The sequence below is a fragment of the Photorhabdus heterorhabditis genome (assembly GCF_001280945.1).
Taxonomy (GTDB): Bacteria; Pseudomonadota; Gammaproteobacteria; order Enterobacterales; family Enterobacteriaceae; genus Photorhabdus; species Photorhabdus heterorhabditis.
This window is the reverse complement of sequence record NZ_LJCS01000009.1, coordinates 33,141-52,699: the sequence shown is the minus strand read 5'-3', so window position 1 is coordinate 52,699 and position 19,559 is coordinate 33,141. Positions and strand designations below refer to the sequence as shown.

The 19,559-nt window shown below is 41.3% G+C and carries 19 protein-coding genes and 1 pseudogene; 13 read left to right on the top strand and 7 right to left on the bottom strand.

The annotated features are described in order from the left end of the window. The first annotated feature begins 119 nt into the window (after nucleotides 1-119). From AM629_RS05485 to AM629_RS05455, 7 genes are all read left to right on the top strand, one after another. Nucleotides 120-881, top strand: a complete 762-nt coding sequence (locus AM629_RS05485) for a nucleoside-specific channel-forming Tsx family protein (protein ID WP_054476874.1) — start codon at nucleotides 120-122, stop codon at nucleotides 879-881. Nucleotides 882-1,228: 347 nt separating this feature from the next. Beyond that, complete coding sequence (cyoA, locus tag AM629_RS05480; RefSeq protein ID WP_054476872.1) at nucleotides 1,229-2,164, top strand: cytochrome o ubiquinol oxidase subunit II; 936 nt, start codon at nucleotides 1,229-1,231, stop codon at nucleotides 2,162-2,164. 4 nt (nucleotides 2,165-2,168) lie between these two features. Further along, nucleotides 2,169-4,160 (top strand): cytochrome o ubiquinol oxidase subunit I, encoded by a 1,992-nt coding sequence (gene cyoB, locus AM629_RS05475; protein ID WP_054476870.1) that lies wholly within the window; start codon nucleotides 2,169-2,171, stop codon nucleotides 4,158-4,160. Continuing rightward, on the top strand, nucleotides 4,150-4,764 hold the full coding sequence (locus AM629_RS05470; protein ID WP_054476867.1) for a cytochrome o ubiquinol oxidase subunit III: 615 nt from the start codon (nucleotides 4,150-4,152) through the stop codon (nucleotides 4,762-4,764). Before cyoB ends, AM629_RS05470 begins: the two co-directional genes overlap by 11 nt. Beyond that, entirely contained in the window at nucleotides 4,764-5,096 is a 333-nt protein-coding gene (locus AM629_RS05465) for a cytochrome o ubiquinol oxidase subunit IV (RefSeq protein WP_036772850.1), read from the top strand. Before AM629_RS05470 ends, AM629_RS05465 begins: the two co-directional genes overlap by 1 nt. Before the next feature lie 12 nt (nucleotides 5,097-5,108). After that, nucleotides 5,109-5,993: a heme o synthase gene (gene cyoE / locus AM629_RS05460; protein ID WP_054476866.1), complete on the top strand. Its 885-nt coding sequence runs from the start codon at nucleotides 5,109-5,111 to the stop codon at nucleotides 5,991-5,993. Nucleotides 5,994-6,270: 277 nt separating this feature from the next. After that, nucleotides 6,271-7,647, top strand: a complete 1,377-nt coding sequence (locus AM629_RS05455; protein ID WP_054476865.1) for an MFS transporter — start codon at nucleotides 6,271-6,273, stop codon at nucleotides 7,645-7,647. Nucleotides 7,648-7,808: 161 nt separating this feature from the next. Here the strand turns inward: AM629_RS05455 and AM629_RS05450 are convergent, their stop codons facing one another. Continuing rightward, nucleotides 7,809-8,300, bottom strand: a complete 492-nt coding sequence (locus AM629_RS05450; RefSeq protein WP_054476864.1) for a YajQ family cyclic di-GMP-binding protein — start codon at nucleotides 8,298-8,300, stop codon at nucleotides 7,809-7,811. Between the two features lie 256 nt (nucleotides 8,301-8,556). Here AM629_RS05450 and panE point away from each other — a divergent pair, with 256 nt between their 5' ends. Both panE and yajL read left to right on the top strand, forming a co-directional pair. After that, nucleotides 8,557-9,468 carry a 2-dehydropantoate 2-reductase gene (panE, locus tag AM629_RS05445; protein WP_054476863.1) on the top strand — a complete coding sequence of 304 codons (912 nt, stop codon included), beginning with the start codon at nucleotides 8,557-8,559 and terminating at the stop codon, nucleotides 9,466-9,468. After that, nucleotides 9,431-10,006, top strand: a pseudogene (gene yajL / locus AM629_RS05440) (protein deglycase YajL); the annotation flags it as partial. The gene panE and the pseudogene yajL, both read left to right, overlap by 38 nt. Before the next feature lie 219 nt (nucleotides 10,007-10,225). Here the strand turns inward: yajL and thiI are convergent. Beyond that, nucleotides 10,226-11,674, bottom strand: coding sequence for a tRNA uracil 4-sulfurtransferase ThiI (thiI, locus tag AM629_RS05435; RefSeq protein WP_054476861.1), 1,449 nt, complete (start codon nucleotides 11,672-11,674; stop codon nucleotides 10,226-10,228). 201 nt (nucleotides 11,675-11,875) lie between these two features. Between thiI and xseB the strand changes: the two genes are divergently transcribed. From xseB to dxs, 3 genes are all read left to right on the top strand, one after another. Next, nucleotides 11,876-12,154: an exodeoxyribonuclease VII small subunit gene (xseB, locus tag AM629_RS05430; protein WP_054476858.1), complete on the top strand. Its 279-nt coding sequence runs from the start codon at nucleotides 11,876-11,878 to the stop codon at nucleotides 12,152-12,154. A 4-nt stretch (nucleotides 12,155-12,158) separates the two neighbouring features. Continuing rightward, nucleotides 12,159-13,076, top strand: coding sequence for a (2E,6E)-farnesyl diphosphate synthase (ispA, locus tag AM629_RS05425; protein WP_054476856.1), 918 nt, complete (start codon nucleotides 12,159-12,161; stop codon nucleotides 13,074-13,076). Nucleotides 13,077-13,140: 64 nt separating this feature from the next. Further along, nucleotides 13,141-15,006, top strand: coding sequence for a 1-deoxy-D-xylulose-5-phosphate synthase (dxs, locus tag AM629_RS05420; protein WP_054476854.1), 1,866 nt, complete (start codon nucleotides 13,141-13,143; stop codon nucleotides 15,004-15,006). A gap of 456 nt (nucleotides 15,007-15,462) precedes the next feature. On the opposite strand, the gene AM629_RS05415 is transcribed toward dxs, so the two are convergent. The 3 genes from AM629_RS05415 to AM629_RS05405 form a co-directional block, all read right to left on the bottom strand. Beyond that, on the bottom strand, nucleotides 15,463-15,813 hold the full coding sequence (locus AM629_RS05415) for a hypothetical protein (protein ID WP_161804213.1): 351 nt from the start codon (nucleotides 15,811-15,813) through the stop codon (nucleotides 15,463-15,465). 488 nt (nucleotides 15,814-16,301) lie between these two features. Continuing rightward, a complete protein-coding gene (locus AM629_RS25190) occupies nucleotides 16,302-16,634 on the bottom strand; it encodes a FidL-like protein (RefSeq protein WP_420806657.1) in 333 nt (110 codons plus the stop codon). Between the two features lie 137 nt (nucleotides 16,635-16,771). Further along, on the bottom strand, nucleotides 16,772-17,863 hold the full coding sequence (locus AM629_RS05405) for a winged helix-turn-helix domain-containing protein (RefSeq protein WP_054476849.1): 1,092 nt from the start codon (nucleotides 17,861-17,863) through the stop codon (nucleotides 16,772-16,774). Between the two features lie 499 nt (nucleotides 17,864-18,362). Between AM629_RS05405 and AM629_RS25185 the strand changes: the two genes are divergently transcribed. Further along, entirely contained in the window at nucleotides 18,363-18,548 is a 186-nt protein-coding gene (locus tag AM629_RS25185) for a replication initiation protein (protein ID WP_054476847.1), read from the top strand. 142 nt (nucleotides 18,549-18,690) lie between these two features. On the opposite strand, the gene AM629_RS05395 is transcribed toward AM629_RS25185, so the two are convergent. Continuing rightward, nucleotides 18,691-18,906: a FliM/FliN family flagellar motor C-terminal domain-containing protein gene (locus tag AM629_RS05395; RefSeq protein ID WP_054476845.1), complete on the bottom strand. Its 216-nt coding sequence runs from the start codon at nucleotides 18,904-18,906 to the stop codon at nucleotides 18,691-18,693. A gap of 6 nt (nucleotides 18,907-18,912) precedes the next feature. After that, complete coding sequence (locus tag AM629_RS05390; protein WP_054476843.1) at nucleotides 18,913-19,557, bottom strand: hypothetical protein; 645 nt, start codon at nucleotides 19,555-19,557, stop codon at nucleotides 18,913-18,915. Nucleotides 19,558-19,559 lie beyond the last annotated feature (2 nt).

Below are 19,559 nucleotides of genomic sequence, written 5' to 3'. Positions count from 1 at the left end.
GAGCAACTATTTAATTATTGAAGATTCATATCCGCATAGAATCAGACTATCATTTTAAGGCTTATATAAATTAGCTTTAAAAACAAAAAATTCTTTTCATGGATGCGTTAGAGAAATTTATGAGAAACACTATTCTAGCTACTGCTTTGTTTACGACTGTCTCAGTCCCAGCTTATGCTGAATATCAATGGGGCTTTGCCAATGTCAGCATGAACTATCTTGACTGGACTAGCCATACTACACATAAGTCAGGGCAAACTACTCATAAAGACGACTTTGCCTACCTGGAATTGGAAGGTGGAACTGGGTTTGACTGGGGTGAATTATACGGTTTTTTTGACCTGGAAAATGCTTTCAACAGTAAGCATGCTCAACCTGGCGATAACCAAAGATATACCTTTAAAACAACCGGGCGCTTCTATCTGGCTGACACTGGTTTTAATCTCTACGGCCATGTTTACGGTACTTACTCCCTACCCGGTAAAGCACATGGCGGAAATTTCCATGAGGTAAATACCCTTTATGGTGTTGGCTACAATACTGAGCTTGCTGGCGTCTGGTTAAAACCATTCGTTGCATTGCATTATGTTGATCAAACTTTCTACTCCGGAAATAACGGCTACGTTGTCGGCTGGGTAGCCGGTTATGATTTTCAGCTCTGGCAAGAGAAATTCAGTGTAACTAACTGGAATGAAATGGAGTTCAACCGGAATGAACGCTATGGCAATGGTGGTCGGGACGGCATTAATGGTGCAGTAGCATTGTGGTGGACACCTCACCAATCCTTCACAACGGGTATTCAATATCGGTATGCCGATAATAAATTAGGTGAAGGATTCTGGCAGGATGGGGTTGTCTACACTATCAAATATAATTTCTAATTATTGATTTTAACTGTGAGTTACTTCTTGCTGTAGCTCGCAGTTAATTTAATTCTTAAATAAAATTCCGCCACAAAAATCTTTAAAGTAATTTACTATTTTCCTTTCCGCCGAAAAATATAAAATTATTTTCGTGTAAATTAGTATTTCGGCACCATTTCGTTACATTTAAATAACCTTTTCAAGCTAACTTCTGATTAATCCTACATTTGCATGTGATCCCATTAACATAAAGGACCAACAACTCCACAACTAACTATTACAAATGTTTACACTCCAATGGCCTTACCGTAGAATGCCCCCACTGATGAAACGACAATAGAGCTTTTGTTATTTGGAGTCGTTAGATGAGACTTATGAAATACAATAAAAGTATTGGGATATTGTCAATACTCGCAGCCACTCTTATGCTAAGTGGTTGCGATATGGTATTGATGAATCCTAAGGGCGCTATCGGCGCTGAACAAAAAACACTAATACTCACGGCTATTGGCCTGATGCTTATCATTGTTATTCCGGTAATCATCATGGCATTTACATTTGCCCTGCGTTATCGTGAAACCAACAAAAACGCTACCTACCGCCCTAACTGGGCACACTCAAATAAAATTGAGCTGGTAGTGTGGACTGTTCCTATCATTATCATTATTATTTTAGCAACCATTACTTGGAAAACAACCCACGAGCTTGACCCATATAAACCACTGGTCAGTGATGAAAAACCAGTGACTATTGAAGTGATTTCTCTTGATTGGAAATGGCTGTTCGTTTACCCGGAGCAAGGCATCGCTACAGTTAACGAAATTGCTTTCCCTGCCGGGGTTCCTGTTAACTTTAAAATCACCTCTGATTCTGTGATGAACTCATTCTTCATTCCACAATTAGGTGGTCAAATCTATGCAATGGCTGGTATGCAGACGAAACTTCACTTAATTGCCGATGAACCTGGCACTTATAAAGGTTTGTCCAGCAGCTACAGCGGTCACGGTTTCTCTGGCATGAAATTTACTGCCACTGCTACCGCAGATCGTGAAGGTTTTGAACAATGGGTTCAAAAAGTGAAAGCTTCTCCCAAAACCTTGGATACCATGCAAGCGTTTGATGAGTTAGCCAAACAAAGCCAAAATCATCCGGTTGAATACTTCTCAAGCGTTAAGCCTAACCTGTACCACGATATTATTGCCAAATTTATGGACGGCATGAATATGCATGGCGGCCATAGTGCAACTGCAGGTCATAACATGAATATGAGCGAAACTGCTCATGCCGGAGTTGAGGAATAAAGTAATGTTGGGAAAATTAACACTTGATGCAATCCCATTGCATGAGCCCATTATCATGGTTACTCTTGCAGGGATTCTCTTCGGAGGGCTAGCAATTGCCGGAGCCCTGACCTATTTCCGTAAATGGAAATGGCTGTGGAGCGAGTGGTTAACCAGCGTTGACCACAAAAAAATCGGTATTATGTATATCATCGTGGCAATGGTCATGATGCTTCGTGGCTTTGCTGATGCCATCATGATGCGTGGTCAGCAAGCTGTTGCCTCTGCCGGTGAAGCGGGTTTCCTGCCACCGCACCACTATGACCAGATCTTCACCGCCCACGGTGTCATCATGATTTTCTTCATGGCGACGCCTTTTGTTGTCGGCCTGATGAATATCGTGGTTCCACTACAGATCGGCGCCCGTGACGTAGCATTCCCATTCCTGAACTCACTGAGTTTCTGGTTCTTCGTCGTCGGTGTTGCACTGATCAATATCTCTCTGGGTGTTGGTGAATTCGCTCAAACCGGTTGGTTAGCTTATCCTCCGCTTTCAGGTATAGAGTATAACCCTGGCGTTGGGGTCGATTACTGGATATGGAGTCTCCAGATATCCGGTATCGGTACATTGCTGACAGGCGTTAACTTCTTTGCCACGATTCTGCGCATGCGTGCTCCTGGCATGTCTATGATGAAAATGCCTGTATTCTCATGGGCAGCACTGTGTACTAACGTACTGATCATCGCAGCCTTCCCGATTCTAACTGTTACCATTGCTCTGCTGACTTTAGACCGTTACATGGGCACCCATTTCTTCACCAATGATATGGGCGGCAACATGATGATGTATATCAACCTAATATGGGCTTGGGGCCACCCTGAGGTTTATATTCTGGTGCTGCCGGTCTTTGGTGTTTTCTCTGAAGTTACAGCGACGTTCTCGAAAAAACGACTGTTCGGCTATACCTCTCTGGTATGGGCAACTATTGCCATCACCGTATTGTCATTCATCGTATGGCTGCACCACTTCTTTACGATGGGTTCCGGTGCGAACGTTAATGCCTTCTTCGGCATAGCTACCATGATTATCTCGATTCCTACGGGAGTTAAGATCTTCAACTGGCTGTTCACTATGTACCGAGGCCGTATTGAATATAAAACGCCAATGTTGTGGACTGTCGGCTTTATCGTCACCTTCTCTATTGGTGGTATGACTGGGGTTCTGTTGGCCGTTCCGGGTGCAAACTTCGTTCTGCATAACAGCCTGTTCCTGATCGCACACTTCCATAACGTCATCATCGGTGGTGTTGTCTTTGGTTGTTTCGCTGGTACCGCTTACTGGTTCCCGAAATCCTTTGGTTTCACACTAAACGAAAAATGGGGCGTCCGCGCATTCTGGTTCTGGATCATAGGCTTCTTCATCGCCTTTATGCCTGTTTACGCGCTTGGCTTTATGGGCATGACTCGTCGTATCAGCCAAGATATCAACCCTGAATTCCATACTCTTCTTGTTGTTTCCGCAATCGGTGTTGCACTGATCGCAGTAGGTATCCTGTGTCAGGTCATTCAATTCTACGTGAGTATCCGTGACCGTGACCAAAACCGTGACCTAACTGGTGACCCTTGGGGTGGGCGTACTTTAGAGTGGGCAACATCTTCTCCACCGCCGTTTTATAACTTTGCTGACGTTCCACATGTTCAAACCCGTGATGCATGGTGGGATATGAAAGAAAAAGGCACAGCTTATAAACGTCCTGCTAAATATGAAGAAATTCATATGCCTAGAAATGCAGGTGCCGGTGTGATTATTGCTGGCTTCAGCCTGATTTTCGGTTTTGCTATGATTTGGCATATCTGGTGGATGGCTATCGTAGGCTTCGCTGGCATGATCATCACTTGGATCGCGAAAAGTTTTGATGAAGATGTTGATTACTACGTACCCGTTGCTGAAGTTGAGCAAATTGAGAATCAACACCATGAACAAATTAGCAAGGCAGGTCTGAACCATGTCAACTGAAACTATGACTAACCACAATCATGCCCATGAAGATCATGGGCACCACGATGCGGGAGCCACCAAAGTATTCGGTTTCTGGATCTACCTGATGAGTGACTGTATTTTGTTCGCATGTCTGTTTGCGACTTATGCAGTGCTGGTTAACGGAACCGCAGGTGGCCCATCTGGTAAAGAAATTTTCGGCCTCTCTTTTGTATTGGTTGAAACTTTCCTGCTGCTATTCAGTAGTATCACTTATGGTTTTGCCATGCTAGGCATGAATAAAGGTAGCATCAGCCAAGTTAACACTTGGCTCGGTATGACTTTCCTGTTCGGCCTTGGCTTCGTAGCGATGGAATTGTATGAATTCCATCATCTAATTGTAGAAGGCTACGGCCCTGACCGCAGTGCATTCTTGTCTGGATTCTTTGCACTGGTTGCTACTCACGGTATCCACGTTACCTGTGGTCTGGTCTGGATTATCATCATGATAATTCAGGTAACACGCCGCGGCCTAACAGATGTTAACAAAACCCGTCTGAATTGCCTGAGCTTGTTCTGGCACTTCCTGGATGTAGTGTGGATCTGCGTATTTACCGTTGTTTATCTGTTAGGAGCTATGTAATGAGTCATTCGAATACAGCTCATACTGGAGCTAGCCACGGTAGCCTGAAATCTTATCTGATCGGCTTTGTTCTTTCAGTCATCCTGACAGTGATTCCATTCTGGATGGTAATGGATGGTTCTGCCTCCCATACGACTATCTTAACAACGGTAGTCGCGCTGGCTGTTGTGCAGATTCTTGTTCATTTTATCTACTTCCTGCACATGAACACTTCGTCAGAAGAGCGCTGGAACTTAGTCGCATTGCTGTTCACTATTTTGATTATCGGTATTGTTGTTGTTGGCTCGCTATGGATCATGTACAACCTCAACATTAATATGATGGTTGATTAAAGAGCTGCATATATGATTAAGCAATACCTGCAAGTAACTAAACCAGGAATTATTTTCGGCAATTTAATTTCTGTGATCGGTGGTTTTCTACTCGCCTCGAAAGGGGTGATTGATTACCCTTTGTTCTTATCGACTCTGCTCGGTGTTTCATTAGTCGTGGCTTCTGGTTGTGTATTTAACAACTACATTGACCGTGACATTGATCGAATCATGGAAAGAACAAAAAACCGGGTCCTTGTGAAAGGGCTTATTGATCCGAAAATCAGCCTGATTTATGCATCAATATTGGGTATTGCTGGCATTGTGCTGCTCTATGTAGCAGCTAATGCCTTAGCAATGCAATTAGCGATTATCGGTTTTGTCGTATATGTAGGGGTTTACAGCCTTTACATGAAAAGGAAATCTGTCTATGGCACGTTGATTGGCAGTTTATCCGGTGCTGCACCTCCGGTTATCGGTTATTGTGCAGTGACGGGTCAGTTTGATACGGGCGCGTTGATCCTGTTACTGATTTTCAGCCTGTGGCAAATGCCGCACTCCTATGCCATTGCTATTTTTCGTTTCAAAGATTATCAGGCAGCAAACATCCCAGTATTACCGGTAATTAAAGGTATATCTGTGGCGAAAAACCACATTATCCTTTATATCCTGGCATTTATGATTGCAACCCTAATGCTAGCAATCAGCGGTTACGCGGGTTACAAGTATCTGGTTGTTGCAGCAGCAGTGAGCGTCTGGTGGCTGGGAATGGCGTTATCCGGTTACAAAACCGCTAACGACCGTGTTTGGGCCCGTAAGTTGTTTATATTTTCCATTGTGGCAATTACTTCCCTAAGTGTCATGATGTCTGTTGACCCGACTGTGTCCTCAGAAACCTTTTTAACTTACGTCCGATAATTCTTCCTGATGGCAGTGGTATGCACACTGCCATTATTTCCCTTTCATACTCATCCCCTACCCTTATATAGCCAATAGATTTCAAGTTGCAGTGCGGCGGCAAGTGAACGCATCCCTGGGAGCATATATAACGATGTGACTGGGGTAAGTGAACGCCGCCAACAAAGAGGCAACTTGAAAGATAACAGGTATAATTCAATATTATTAATTCAATTAACTATTTACCGCTTGTCAAAAACCTATCTACAATGACGTATCAAAATACTTCGAGGTAATCATGAACGATAATAAAATGACGCCACTTGAGCTTCGAGCAACATGGGGCTTAGGCTCAGTTTTTTCTCTGCGTATGCTGGGCATGTTCATGGTTCTTCCTGTTTTAACAACCTATGGCCTTAACCTAAAAGGCTCTACCGAAGCACTTATCGGCATTGCTATTGGTATTTATGGTTTAACTCAGGCAATTTTTCAAATCCCTTTTGGTCTGCTTTCAGATAAAATCGGCCGTAAACCCCTAATTGTTGGTGGACTAATACTCTTCATACTTGGCAGTATCATTGCAGCTCTCGGCGATTCCATCTGGGACATAATAATTGGAAGAGCACTACAGGGAGCTGGTGCCATATCTGCTGCCATTATGGCTCTGCTTTCTGATTTAACCCGAGAACAAAATCGAACTAAAGCAATGGCTTTTATTGGCATTAGTTTCGGAATTACTTTTGCTATAGCAATTGTACTCGGCCCCATCCTTACTCATGCCATTGGATTAAATGGATTATTCTGGGGAATTACCATTCTGGCCGGCTGTGGCATTCTGATAACATTATTTGCTGTTCCCTCTACAGACAAACGTATCCTTAACCGTGAATCGGGCATTGCTCGTCACAGCTTCCATAAAGTTCTCGCTGATAGCCAGTTACTGAAACTTAACTTTGGCATTCTCAGTTTGCACACTTTACTAATGGCAAGTTTTGTCGCTCTACCTTTAGCTATGCAGAAAGCAGGATTTCCAGCACAACAACATTGGAAGGTTTATCTGATCACCATGCTGATTTCATTCTTATCTGTTTTGCCCTTCATTATTTACGCAGAAAAAAAGCGCCGCATGAAACAAGTGTTTCTGTTATGTATCGCTATGCTATTTATTGCTGAAATTGTTTTATGGTCAGCGGGGCGCCATTTATGGGTGATTTTTATTGGAATACAAATTTTCTTTATTGCTTTCAATATCATGGAAGCTATTCTGCCATCACTTATCAGTAAGGAAGCGCCAGCAAGTTATAAAGGTACGGCAATGGGTATTTATTCCACCAGCCAATTTTTAGGCGTAGCTTTAGGGGGTAGCCTTGGTGGTTGGTTATATGAACTAAAGGGAGCATCGCTAGTATTTATGGCGGGTATCGTACTGACAACCATTTGGTTCATTATCAGCACGACAATGAAACAACCCCCTTATGTCAGCAGTATCAGAATTTCGCTGCCAAAAAATATAGTCAATAAGGCATTATTGGAGCAAAAAATTCTTATTCAGCCGGGTGTTTGCGAAGTCGTTATTGTGCCAGAAGAGTACAGCGCGTACATAAAGGTAGATACCAAACAGACAAATAGAGCACAACTTGAGCAATTGATAGCCAATAATGACACGATAGATTAAGTATCAAACCTGAACATATAAAAAGCGAATAAAAAACCACTCATTCTGGTTCAGTATTAAGCCAAATTGGGAATGGGGTTTCCGGTCAGGAATACCCCACTCCACATCAGGCTAAATATATCAATCCATTAAGCGGCAATAGTTAGCCAATATGAAAAAAATCAATCCCGGAAATTAGTAAACTGAAATGGCTGTCCTAACTCTGCTCCGCGAACCAATGCAATAACACTTTGCAAATCATCACGAGCTTTGCCGGTTACCCGCACCTGCTCACCCTGAATCTGTGCCTGCACTTTTAATTTACTATCCTTAATCAGCTTTATAATCTTTTTGGCCGTAGGGGTATCAATCCCCTGCTTCAAAGTTGCTTCAACGCTGTAAGTCTTACCACTGTGCAACATATCATCAGGGATATTCAATGCAGCTCCATCAATACCGCGCTTAGCCAGCTTTTCACGTATAATATCAACCAATTGATTTACCTGAAAATCTGACTCACTGGCAATCTTGATAGATTCACTTTTTTCATTTAATTCAAAACTAGCGCTGACATTACGGAAATCCCAGCGTGTAGCAAGTTCGCGCTGTGCGTTTTCTACTGCATTGCGAACTTCATGTATATCAATTTCTGAGACAATATCGAAAGATGGCATTATCCGTGACCTCCTGATAATCAATAAGTTGGCATGATAACCGCTTTCCATTATCAGCAAAAGCTCTATACTCGGATTAGCGGGATCTTGTTATTTCCATTCATTATGACAGCGTCTTTCAAAAGGTATATACCCTATGGATTTCAAGATGCATCGCGACGGCAAGGGAGTGAATCCCCGGGAGCATAGATAACTATGTGACCGGGGTGAGTGAGTGCAGCCAACAAAGAGGCAACTTGAAAGATAACAGGTATATATGAAGATAACCGTTCTTGGCTGTGGCGCTATAGGAAAACTGTGGCTGGCAGCATTATCACAACAAAAACATCAAGTACAAGGTTGGCTAAAGACTTCCCAGTCTTATTTATCTGTTCATATTGACGAAATTAATGGCGAAGTCTTCAACCAACCAATCCCAACTAATAGCAATGACCATCTTGCCAACAGCGAATTATTGATTGTCTGCCTGAAAGCATGGCAAGTCGCTGATGCAGTTAATGATTTACTTCCCAAACTTTCAGCTGATTGTCCAATCTTATTACTGCACAATGGTATGGGTACTCAGGAAAAATTGCTATCAGCGCCTAATCCAATACTTCTTGGCGTCACAACACATGGCGCATATCAGAATGCCCAACAGGTTTATCATACCGCTTCCGGGCTAACATATATTGGCTCAGCAACGCCAAATGCTACCGGACTCAGCTCTTTAGCTAATGTATTACATCGATCTTTGCCGAATGTTACATGGCATGATGAAATTCTCTCTATTAGCTGGCTGAAACTTGCCGCTAACTGTGTCATAAACCCACTAACGGCACTTTATGAATGCCGGAATGGAAATTTACTTCGTTACCCGGAACAATTGAATCTTTTGTGCGAAGAAATTATTCAGGTTATGCAACGAGAAAACATACCTATCTCTATCGACAACCTGACTGCCTATGTCTACGATGTCATTGAGCGCACAGCAAAAAATTACTCTTCCATGTTGCAGGATATCCGCGCAAAACGCCGCACTGAAATTGACTATATCACTGGTTATTTATTGCGCCGTTCCTATGTACATGGCCTAGCTACTCCTGAAAATACCCGTATCTATAACCTAATAAAACATAAGGAGGACAACCATGAATACTTCAGCACTCATCTGCCTGGCTCACGGTAGTGAAGAAATAGAAGCCGTTACAACAATCGATTTACTGGTACGTGCTGGCATCAGTGTTACAATCGCCAGCACCGCCAGAGATGGAGAACTGGTTTTAACCTGCTCCAGAGGCGTGAAACTGGTCGCGGATATCACTCTGGAAAAAGTTATTGATGACTCCTTTGATGCCATCGTCTTACCCGGCGGTATGCAGGGCGCGGAATGTTTCCGGGACAACCCGCTAGTTATCGAAAAAATCCGCAAAGCACATTATCAAGGGAAAATTATCGCTGCAATTTGCGCAGTCCCAGCCATCGTGCTTGAACATCACAATTTATTCCCTGCTAGTAAGATGACCGGCTACCCCAGTTTGCAAGATAAAATTTCGTCCGATAAATGGATTGATTGCAGAGTCTATTTTGATGATCGCGTCAATCTATTGACTAGTCAGGGATCAGCAACGGCTTTCGATTTCGCTTTAAAACTGATTGAATTATTAAAAGGACGAGAAACAGCAGCAGAGGTCGCGGCTCAACTCATATTACCACAAGGTGTATATACCCTTCATCTTTCAAGCTGCTGCTTTGTTGGCTGCGTTTACTTACCCCAGTCACATAGTTATCTATGCTCTTGGGGATGCGTTCACTTGCCGCCGCACTGCAACTTGAAATCTATTGGGTATATTCCTATCAGGACTGAAAAAATAGCCAAAAATATCTTTCTTTATATGATTAGTTGGGGTTCACGTATGGAACCCCTAAATGTTTAATGAAAGCAATTAAGGCCGATAAACCTTCACATTATCAAAACCCTGCTCAGTTAAATAAAGGGCCTGTAAACGACTCATTACCCCACGTTCACAATAGAGCAAATAAGTTTTCTCCTTTGGCAAATCACCAAACTGGCTACTCAACTTATAGAATGGCAGTGATTTAATCTCTATGCCATTTATCTGTAATGGCCGCTCGTCTTGTTCATCAGGTGAGCGAATATCCAGTAGTACATCCGTTGGAGCGAATTCAGTCACTGTCTCAACTTCAACTACTTGCTCACGACTTTGTTCCGCGATCTGGCGGATATCCACATTCTGAGCTTCACTGACAACTTTTTCCAGAATGTCAAAATCGAAGTTAGCCTCTTCCGCTTCAATTTTGGCTTTAACCGCTTTTACTGTCGGACTTTTGGAAATAACACCACAAAACTCAGGCATTGTACGAGCAAAATCCTCAGTGCCAATTTCACGTGCCAACCTGATAATATGCTCTTTATCATGTGAAATCAGTGGCCGCAGAATCAACGTATCCGATGCATTATCAATCAAACGCAGATTAGTCAATGTTTGGCTGGAAACCTGCCCTAAAGCCTCACCGGTAACAATAGCCTGCACCCCATAACGCTCTGCAACTTTAGAGGCCGCTCTTACCATCATCCGTTTAAGCACTACCCCCATTTGACCATCATCAACTTTTTCCAGAATTTCAGCGACCACAGGCTCAAAATCCACCGCAACGAAACGGACCTTATGGGAGCTACCAAAACGGTTCCAAAGATAATGAGCGACCTGCTTCACACCAATTTCATGAGCAGAACCACCAAGATTAAAGAAGCAATAGTGAACACGACAGCCACGGCGCATTAACATATAGCTGGAAACACCAGAATCAAATCCCCCAGAAATCAGGGACAACACATCTTCCTGCGTTCCGATAGGAAAACCACCAATTCCCTCATAGCGGGCTTTTACCAAAATCAGCACATCCTGATCAATTTCCAAATTGACGGTAACATCAGGATGATTAAGTTTTACTTTCGCTGATTCAATATGCTGGTTTAAACCACCGCCGACATAGCGTTCTACTTCATTGGAAGTAAATTCATGTTTACCACGGCGTTTAACCCGCACACAAAATGTCTTGTTATGGAGCAATGCGCCATAAGCCTCATAAGCTTGTTCAAAGATATGATGCATGTCACGAAACTCACGCTCTTCTACTTGCAGGATATGGTGGATACCAGGAATACGTGTCAGCACATCACAAATTTGAGGGCCAAGGTTTTCATCTTTAGTGCGAACTTCGATATTATCCCAATGGCGAACCACTGCGATATTATCGCCCAACGTCTTAAGTACATTGCGAATATTACTGGCAAGAATTTTAATAAAGCGCAAACGAACAGTTTGGCTCTTAATCGTGATTTCTGGGAATAATTTAATAATAAACTTCATAGTGAGTTATAGTAGTAGTTAGGAGTTTTGATAAATAAAACTGACAATCATGTTCTGGTAGTCAAATCAAGCTGCGAAGTATAACACCATCTCGCTACATGGCGCGTAAAAAATACAAAACCAGCTAAGGATTTGTTTGCACCAGCATAATAGGATAGTCTGCCTCCCCAGGCGAACTCTGTATAAGATAGTAAAAAGATTATGCCAAAGAAAAATGCAACATCAGAAAATACAAACAGTACGCCAGAAACGGCACCGACAATGACGTTTGAACGCTCATTAAAAGAGCTAGAACACATTGTCGTCCGACTGGAATCAGGTGAACTGGCACTGGAAGACGCCCTGAACGAGTTTGAGCGTGGTATTCAATTAGCCCGTCAGGGACAACAAACTTTGCAACAAGCAGAACAGCGGGTACAAATTCTTCTTAACGATGATGCCCAATCTCCGCTGAGTGATTTCTCCCCGGATACTGAATAAACCTATGTCTGAACAAAATTCCATTCAATTTGAAAAGCAGCTTAAAACCTATCAGCAACGGGTCGATAAGGTTCTGATAAACACATTATCTTCACTGACGTTTTCAAATAGCCCACTGGTTCAAACAATGCGGCATGGCACGTTACTTGGTGGCAAACGCCTGCGCCCATTTTTAGTTTATGCAGTCGGTAAAATGTTTGGATTATCCGCCAACAATCTGGATGCTCCAGCCGCAGCTGTTGAATGTATTCACGCTTATTCCTTAATTCATGATGATTTACCCGCCATGGATAACGATGATTTACGCCGTGGACAACCAACCTGCCATATCAAATTTGGTGAAGCTCACGCTATTCTGGCGGGAGATGCATTGCAAGCTCTGGCATTTGAAATATTATCTAAAACAGAAATGCCAGATGTTACAACAGCTGATCGTCTTGAAATGCTAGCTGAATTGGCGACCGCCAGTGGCATAGCCGGCATGTGTGGCGGCCAATCCCTGGACTTAGAAGCTGAAGGCAAACACATTGATCTTCATGCGCTAGAACAAATTCATCGTCATAAAACTGGGGCTCTCATCCGTTGTGCTGTCAGAATGGGAGCCTATGGTGCAGGCCAGAGTGGACATAACGCTTTACCTGAATTAGATCAGTATGCTCAAGCTATTGGCCTCGCTTTCCAAGTTCAGGATGATATTCTTGATGTTATTGGCAGTACCGAAATGATCGGAAAACGTCAAGGCAGTGATCAACAGTTAGGAAAAAGCACCTATCCCGCATTATTAGGGTTAGAACAAGCACAGCAAAAAGCACACCAGCTGTATCAAGAAGCACTAAAAGCGCTGAATAAACTGGAAGAAAAATCTTATAACACAACAACGCTGCGCACACTTGCCAGCTTTATCATTGAACGTAATAGCTAAGGTTTGCTGGTAAATTTATCCACTGGCAACTCTCTATTAATAAACACTTCTTAACGAGCATCAAATGAGCATTGATATAGCCAAATACCCAACATTGGCATTAGCGGAAAACCCTGAAGAACTTCGTATGTTACCAAAAGAGAGCCTGCCGAAGTTATGTGATGAACTTCGGCAATTCCTGCTAAACAGTGTCAGTCGCTCTAGTGGTCATTTTGCCTCGGGTCTTGGTACCGTTGAGCTGACTGTGGCGTTACATTATGTTTATAAAACACCTTTCGATAAGCTGGTATGGGATGTCGGTCATCAGGCTTATCCTCATAAGATCCTGACAGGACGTCGAGATCGTATTGACACAATTCGTCAAAAGAATGGGCTTCATCCTTTCCCATGGCGGGACGAAAGTGAATACGACACCTTATGCGTCGGGCATTCATCAACCTCTATCAGTGCTGGGTTAGGTATGGCGGTTGCCGCTGAGCGCGAAGGCAAAGGCCGTCGTACCGTCTGCATTATCGGTGACGGCGCGATAACTGCCGGTATGGCTTTCGAAGCGATGAACCATGCTGGGGATATCGACCCGGATATGCTAGTCATTCTTAATGACAACGAAATGTCTATCTCAGAGAATGTTGGTGCGTTAAATAACCATCTGGCCCAGCTTCTTTCCGGCAAGCTCTACACCACATTGCGGGAAGGCGGAAAAAAAGTCTTTTCCAACCTGCCACCAATTAAAGAACTACTGAAAAAGACAGAAGAACATATTAAAGGAATGGTCATTCCTGGCACTTTGTTTGAAGAGCTGGGCTTTAACTACATTGGGCCAATTGACGGGCATGATGTGCTGACATTGACCCAAACTCTGAAAAACATGCGGGAGTTGAAAGGGCCACAGCTACTGCACATCATGACCAAAAAAGGCCGTGGCTATGCACCCGCAGAAAAAGATCCTATCAGTTGGCATGCGGTACCTAAATTTGATCCAGCGACGGGTACATTACCTAAAAGTTCAGACAATCGCCCTACTTTCTCCAAAATTTTTGGGGAGTGGTTATGTGAAGAAGCGGCTAATGATAAAAAACTCATGGCAATCACACCTGCTATGCGTGAAGGCTCTGGTATGGTGCGTTTTTCCCGCGAATATCCGGATCAATACTTTGATGTCGCTATCGCAGAGCAACATGCCGTCACTTTTGCCGCAGGTCTGGCAATTGGTGGTTATAAGCCTATTGTCGCTATCTATTCAACATTCCTACAACGTGCTTATGACCAAGTCATTCACGATGTTGCAATTCAGAATTTACCGGTCCTGTTTGCAATAGATCGTGGCGGTATCGTTGGTGCTGATGGTCAAACACACCAAGGAGCCTTCGATCTCTCATTCCTGCGTTGCATTCCTAACATAGTGATTATGGCGCCAAGTGACGAGAACGAATGTCGCCAGATGTTACACACAGGCTATCATTATCAGCAAGGTCCGGTAGCCGTGCGTTATCCACGAGGAACAGGAACTGGCGCAGAACTTCAACCATTTGAGCAATTGTCAATTGGTAAAGGTGTTATTCGCCGTCAAGGTAAAAAAGTAGCTATTCTAAACTTTGGTACCCTGTTACCCGACGCGATAACAGCAGCTGAATCACTGGATGCTACCGTTGTTGATATGCGCTTTGTTAAGCCACTGGATAAAGAGTTGATTCTAGAAATGGCTGGCAACCATGATTTACTGGTCACTCTGGAAGAAAATGCCATTATGGGCGGGGCTGGAAGCGGTGTTAATGAACTGCTGATGCAAGAAGGTCACCTTGTGCAGATTCTAAATATCGGCCTACCTGACCAGTTTGTGCCACAAGGCAACCAGGAAGAAATCAGAGCTGATTTAGGACTGGATGCTACCGGTATTAAAAATAGCATTAACAAAAGGCTGTTGTCCTAAACAACTAGCGGCAACATAACCAGCTTAGGGAAATTAAGTGCTGCGTACTTCCTCATCCGGCAAGTGCTGAAGCTCCAACGCAGTCTCACACTGCCGGGATCGTGATAGCAACACTAACCAGTGGTCAATTGCCTGTATTCAGTTTACGGGCAACTTCCAAGGGCTTTGAACCAGACAGTGCCCGGATCAGCCGATCACAGCAGCTTGTTCAGGTTGATATACCGCTATCAATCCCATGCTACTGGAGTCTAATAAAGCAAAATTCCATGAGTAAATTGCGTGAACATATACCCTATGGATTTCAAGATGCGTCGCGACGGCAAGGGAGCGAATCCCCGGGAGCATAGATAACTATGTGACCGGGGTGAGTGAGTGCAGCCAACAAAGAGGCAACTTGAAAGATAACGGGTATAGAGTTCACGCAAGCTTATTCAGGTTTAATATAATTATTAGAATTTATCGGGGCGGCATTTTAATTATTATCCTGCCTATTTTTTTAAAAAAATTAGTAACTGGGGGTGAGATATGTTTATATTCTTCAATGACTTTACTATTCTTTAAATCATGTCTTATATGTTCATATTTGGTTTGCACATTTCCTATCTTCGCCTTAATATCAGAATCGCCACTAATAACATAACTCAATTTTTTTAAGTTCTTCCCTAACTTATCTAAATCTTTTAATATTTTTTTTAAATTTCGTTTTTCCACATTTTTTTCCAATTTTTCAATACGACTCATGATCTCCTTGTACTTTCTGCTACTGCCAATTTCTTTATCTCCCTTTCCATATGTAGCACTTTTCACTCCAGTCACCGATTGCGATAAGCTTTTTACCAAACCCGAGATCCTTGAGGCTGTATTTGAAGAAAGCTTATCATCAGATTTTTTGGCGAAAACATGGGAGAAAACAATTTAATAAGTTCATATTAACAAGTTCATAAGGCCAGTCTTTTTAGACTAGTGGAAATATTAAATGTTCCGGTTATACCGAGAAGTTGAGTATTATATATAAAAACACTTACCTCCAAATAAGAATTCAAAAATTAACAGAAAAAATCTCTTCTGTTATATTAAGTTTCAAAAAAATCATGCTATGTCAGTTATATAATTATAAAATTGTTGTATCGCATTAATAACATTGATAGGTAATTCTGTACAGCTATTACCGAGTTTAAGGTGATCGCTTATGCAGCTATCATTATATTAATCACGATTTCAATTAAGTATCTGAGGGAGGCTAAAATAGCCTCCCTTTAGTTAAAATACATTTTCTTGAATAATCAAATGCTATATTAATTCGTTAAGCATATTATGGGACTCTTTGATAATTGACTAAATAGCAATGTATTTTTTTTAAGTCGTGATAATTCTATATAATAGTCATTGCCCCCAATCTCATAAAAAAAAGACATTAAATTAATAGGCGTATTATCGATAGTTTTAGGTTGTGAATTCGTATATTTTACAACATAAATTCCGTTATTATCGTCATCAGAATAAGTAAAACTAATTATTCTATCCAGAATATAATGTTTTGCTTCATCCTGAAGAGTACCATAAATGCTAATAGTACCTTTTCCGTTCCCATGAAAGAGATGAATAGTATTCACATGCAGAGTTATCATTTCATCTTTAATCTTCTTTCTGATAATCACCTCTGTTTCACAATTCAATGGTCTGGTTTTCACGTAAGAGGATTTATAGATGAGCGAGGTTATAAATAGCACTACTGCTAGAATAAATAGAAAAAAACTACGATATATCATATGGATGCTCCGTAGTGATTTATAATAGAGAGGCAATGGTTATATTTTCCTGACGGTGCTATGGAGCAAATTCCAATAAAGTACGTTTTTGCAATATTATTTTCAGGCATGATTCTCCGATGGAAAATGGACTGTTTTACGCTCTGGCAATCAATCTTTTCGTTGCTAATATCTTGTTTAGCCATCTCTCTTAATGTTGCCTTAGAATAACCGAGTTTATAATCGAGCGAAAACACTTTGCATTTGCCTGTTGTATAAAGATAGGAATAAGGTTCTTGGGATATTTCCACTGTCCTTTTCGACAGAAAAAATACATAAAAAGAAAGTAACAAAAAGATAAACGCAATACCTAAAAAAATACGGGATTTTAACCATTTATTTACATGGTTATTCCTGTGTTTTTTAAGAACACGATTTTCACCTTCAGGGTCCTCCACTCTCGGTCGATCTTGGCTATGCAAGCTATTAATATCTGACTCTGATATTATGATATCTGTATCTGCGTTGTTTTCTTCTTCGGGAGATTCCTGCAATGATACTTGTATATCTGCCTCCAGTCGGAAACCTACTTTTGGGATTGTTTTAATTATGGTTAAATCGGTACTTAAGCTGGCAAGATTTTTTCTTATTTCACTTATGTAAGAATTTAAATTACTATTTGAACCGGTAAAACCATAATCTTCCCAAACATTCTTCAGTAAATCTTCTCTAGGGATCGTTTCACCATTATTTTTTATTAACTCAAGAAATAGGCGGCTAGCTGGATTTGAGAGTTTTACTGTGTTTAATGGATTATTGAATAATGCTAATGTCTTTTCTTTGGGATCAAAGACAACAATAATATTTATAACATATTTCATGAAACTCATACTCTTCCTATCAAGATCTCTTGTATTGTTATACATGCAAAATAGCATATCAACAGGTTCTTTCATTTTTTTAATAAATAATGAAGGATAATTTGAATCTCTGAGATGTTGCCGGTTGCAACTTTTCAGGGTGAAAGAGATTGATACAATTGATAGAGCTATGATTACAAGTCTCTGAACCTGACGCATAATCTCTATGCTGGCTTCACTAAAACTCATGTATCTATTGCATGACACCCATTCCGTTTTCAGATTTAGGAAGAACCGTTCCCTTGGGCTATTGACACTTCTATGTCCAGCATTGTCACGGAGTATATTTTAAGTTAGCCAAAATGATATTACCTAATCAACCGGTTTGTGGGAAAACAGGTCCAACACAACTGTCAGTTTTGTTGATTGGTTGTTATAAGTCATGTTAATGAACTTGCTTAGTCGTCAAATATCATACGAAATAATTAAGAAAAGTTTTTTCCTGATTTTTTACAGCACTGTTGAAAGTAGTAGTCAGACTGACTCCCTCGGTAAAAAATGTTTCTGTGCTAAAGAGAGCATATAGCATTCGAATTTATACCTGTTATCTTTCAAGTTGCCTCTTTGTTGGCTGCACTCACTCACCCCGGTCACAGTGTTATCTATGACATAGTTATCTCTGCTCCCGGGGACTAGCTCCCTTGCCGTCGCGATCCATCTTGAAATCTATTGGGTATATAAGTTATTGATGAAATTTAAAAAAACGGGGGATAGACTTGTTAGCCTTAATGACTTTAAAACCATGTTAGGAATTAAAGATAAACATTTACAATTTAGAGATTTGAATAAACTTCTTTTAAAACCCGACATTAAAGAATTAAATCAAAAAAATAAAAATAGGGATTTGAATCACCATTTTTACATTCAACTTTAATGCAAGTAACAAACAATATTTTAGGTTTCTATTTCTTGATTGATATTACTATTGTAATTAAAACAATTCCGAGCGCTTTTTGGATTACGTTACGCTAGTCGATATGTCGGACGCCACTGTTATTTCAGTGACGTCAATTTTATTATTCTGCTATTTGGTTTACTTGGTCAATCGCCACACAAAATTGTTCATCAATCTTCACTAAAATTCCTGTAGCAATCACTTCATTTCCACTTTTTAGTATTACTTCTGACTGAACAAAATTCGTTAATGACTTTACTTGTCCTTTCTGCAAATGAATTAGCTCATCAAGTGTCATGCTACAATTAGCCACCACAACATCTAGCTTTACGCGCATAGTTTATTACCTCTCAGCGAAAGAAACTACAGCTCGGCGGACATCTCGAATTTCTTCCTGAGCTGAGGTGATCTGTGTCATCATATTTTTAAAATCTTGCTGCAACTTATCTAAATCCACCTGAGTGCTATCTGAATATGCGGTCATAGTGGCATTCATTGACTGTAACTGATCGTAGTTAACAGTTGTCTTACCCCCAGTAATAGCATTTATCCCTGAAGGATCTTTCAGTGTTTCTTTTATATACCTATCAATTTCATTATATACAGAGCTACTATTAGAATAAATATTCGTTGTCTTATCTATTTTTGTCGGGTCTAACTTAGATATATTCTCCGTCATCAGCGTTCCCCAAAGACGATTTATTTCTGCTACGGCCTTAGACTTTTCTGATATTTCCATAGCTAAAGCTTCGGCTTTTGCAGTCTGCGTAATGATATATTTCGAAAGCAATGCATCAATCAAGCTCAACGGATCTCTGTGGGTAGAGGTGGCCTGTTTGAAAGTACTTTCTACAGTTTTACTGTCCAATACAGTGACAGTATCATCAACAAATTTTTTTCGCTGAGTGAGCGCATCAAAACTCAAAAATGATGCCTCAGAATTTACTATATTATTATGACCATAAGAAAAAGTTATTGAATCCGTCATAT